This is a genomic window from Sunxiuqinia dokdonensis (genome assembly GCF_001270965.1).
Lineage (GTDB): Bacteria > Bacteroidota > Bacteroidia > Bacteroidales > Prolixibacteraceae > Sunxiuqinia > Sunxiuqinia dokdonensis.
In genome coordinates, this window is the sequence record NZ_LGIA01000119.1 from 1 (window position 1) to 2,279 (window position 2,279).

At 53.9% G+C, this 2,279-nt stretch carries 1 protein-coding gene; it reads left to right on the forward strand.

Going from position 1 to position 2,279, the window contains the following annotated elements; all coding sequences use genetic code 11:
* Positions 1-150: 150 nt before the first annotated feature.
* The coding region (locus NC99_RS07655; RefSeq protein ID WP_157624650.1) for a carboxypeptidase-like regulatory domain-containing protein at positions 151-2,279 on the forward strand (2,129 nt) is incomplete at its 3' end.

A 2,279-nucleotide genomic window follows, 5' to 3' on the forward strand; every position in this document is an offset into this window, starting at 1 on the left:
TCGACATCAGCTTTCCAACGAACGAGAAGGACATTCTCCGGTTTAAGGTCTACCTGAACCGATATGGGTTAACCCTGGATCAGGAGCTTTGCGAAATTGATATGCTGGTGATTAAACAATTCAAATAAACGACTAAAAACTCACACCCTCATGATGCAAAAAAAATTACGCTATTTATTCATGCTGGCAATCGGCATTGGGATTTCAACCCAATCGTTCGCCCAGTTAAAGCAAGTAAGGGGAACTGTTTTTTCAAGCGATGGAAACGCAATCCCCGGAGTTTTCATAACCACGGCTGATTATTCGGCATCGGGCGTAACCGACAGCCTCGGCCATTTTGAGCTAGCCCTGCCAGCCGGTGAATCCGCTCTTCATGTTTCCCATGTCGGGTATTTCCGGCAAACGGTTTACGCGCCGGACGATGGAAGCCCGCTAAACATTTACCTCGAACAGGAGGTGGTTTCCATTGGCGAGGTGGTGGTCTCCACGGGTTACCAAACCCTGTCAAAGGATAAAACCCTGGGCTCCTACACCCACATCGACAATCGACTGGTGAACCGGGCAGTCAGCACCGATGTGCTGAGCCGATTGGAAAACATTACCCCGGCCCTGCTGTTTGACCGCCGCTTTGACGGTTCTCCCTCGCTGAGCATCCGCGGGCAGAGTACCATCCAGTCAGAGGAAAGTCCGCTGGTGATTGTCGATAACTTCCCCTATGAAGGGGATTTGGACAACCTGAACCCGAACGATATTGAGAGCATCACCCTATTGAAGGATGCCGCTGCCGCTTCCATCTGGGGCGTACGTGCCGGTAACGGGGTAATTGTGATTACCACCAAAAAAGGCAGCCTGGAGCAGCCCATGACCATCCAGATCAACAACAGCGTCACCATTGGCCGCAAGCCGGATGTGTTCGACAACCCGCAGTTTCTGAATGCTTCCGATTTTATTGATGTGGAACAAAGCCTGTTTGATCAAAACTATTACTCGTGGATGGAAGACTATTCGGCTCAGCCGGCGATGTCGCCGGTGGTAGAGCTATTGATTGCCCGCCGCGACGGGCAGATCAGCGAAACGGAAGCCCAGGCGCAGCTTGACCGCTACCGACAGCTGGATGTACGGCGGGATTTTAGTAAGTACTTGTACCAAAACAGTATCAACCGGCAGCATTCATTCTCCATGAAAGGAGGCGGGTCAGCGGTCAGCTACTACTTAAGCGGCGGACTGGACCAAAACCAGGAAAACCTGGTTCGAAACGAGCTGGACCGGGTCACGGTTAATTCCATGCTGACTTATCACCCCACGACTTCGCTGGAGATTTCTTCGGGTATCCAGTATTCCCACAGCAGGCAATCGCAGAACAATGGCGGAAGCGCCGCAATAACCAGCGGGGGAACCTATGGCCTTTACCCCTATGCCCGGCTGGCTGATGATGCCGGGAACCCGCTGGCGGTGGTGCGTGATTTTAACACGGCCTTTGTCAGCCAGGCTCAGACTAACGGTCTACTAGACTGGTCGTATGTCCCCTTGCAGGAGCTGCAAAACAAGAATTACACCATTCAAACGGATGATATCCGGATCAACACCGCGGTTAACTACCGCCTGACCTCCTGGCGCAACGTGGAGGGCCGCTATCAATACGAAAACCAGGACCGGCATATTCGTGATTACCAAAGTCAGGAGCTCTACTACACGCGCAACCTGATCAACCAGTATGCTTACACCGACGAGGATGGAAACTTGCAGTTTCCCCTTCCCCAAGGCGGCATTCTGGATAACAGCTACCTTTCCCTTGTTTCGCATTCGGGCAGGGCCCAGCTTAATGTAAACAAGAACTGGGGTGACCGTCACCGGCTCAGTGTGCTGGCCGGAACGGAAGTCCGCCAGGCCCGCACCACCGGCCTGTCGGACCGGGTGTATGGCTACAGCGATGAGCTGCTGACCACCTCGCGGGTGGATTATACCACCAGCTACCTGCTTTCGCCCGTGGGTTCAACAGCCACCATTCCCGACCGGTCGTCCCTGACTTACCTGACCGACCGGAACCGATCGTACTACGGCAACCTGTCCTACACCTTGCTGGAACGTTACATGCTTACAGCCAGTGCCCGAAAAGACGAATCCAACCTCTTTGGGGTGGATGCCAACAACAAGGGCGTACCGCTGTGGTCGGCCGGTGTGGGCTGGCAGATCAGCTCGGAATCCTTCTTCCCGTTGCGGGACCTGCTGCCGGTGCTGAAGCTGCGAAGCACTTACGGTTACAGCGGGAATGTCAACAA